Origin of the sequence: Lactobacillus corticis, from assembly GCF_018327645.1 — a bacterium.
Taxonomy (GTDB): Bacteria; Bacillota; Bacilli; order Lactobacillales; family Lactobacillaceae; genus Lactobacillus; species Lactobacillus corticis.
Window position 1 is genome coordinate 1 of the sequence record NZ_BMAY01000029.1, and the last position, 462, is coordinate 462.

Annotated in this window: 2 tRNA genes; both read left to right on the forward strand. The window is 47.4% G+C overall.

Features of this window, described 5'->3' with window-relative positions:
• Positions 1–133 precede the first annotated feature (133 nt).
• Positions 134–207, forward strand: a tRNA-Ile gene (locus KI210_RS08570).
• Between the two features lie 57 nt (positions 208–264).
• Positions 265–337: transfer RNA gene (locus KI210_RS08575), tRNA-Ala, on the forward strand.
• The last annotated feature ends 125 nt before the right edge of the window (positions 338–462 follow it).

The window sequence follows — 462 nt, forward strand, 5'->3', positions numbered from 1 at the left end:
TAAGGAAAGCAGCGGAAGCGGAGAGTATGAGAGTACTAGAAGAAGCAACCGAAGCGAAACGGAAGCACACCGAGCGAATCTTGTTTAGTTTTGAGGGCAATACCTCAAAAAAAGAATACGCCAAGCGTAAGTCGGGCCTATAGCTCAGCTGGTTAGAGCGCACGCCTGATAAGCGTGAGGTCGATGGTTCAAGTCCATTTAGGCCCATTGACATAGCTTTACCGATGAGATATAGTTATGTCCGGCGAAAAAAGAAAAAAACACGGGGGCTTAGCTCAGTTGGGAGAGCACCTGCTTTGCACGCAGGAGGTCATCGGTTCGAACCCGTTAGCCTCCATTGGATCAGAAATGATCCATGGCTTGTACGTTGAAAACTGAATACCGAAAGCAAAAGAAAACCGAGACAATCGTAAAGAACAGATTGTGAGAGCGACCGAGAGAGAGACTTGGAATAGGTCAAGC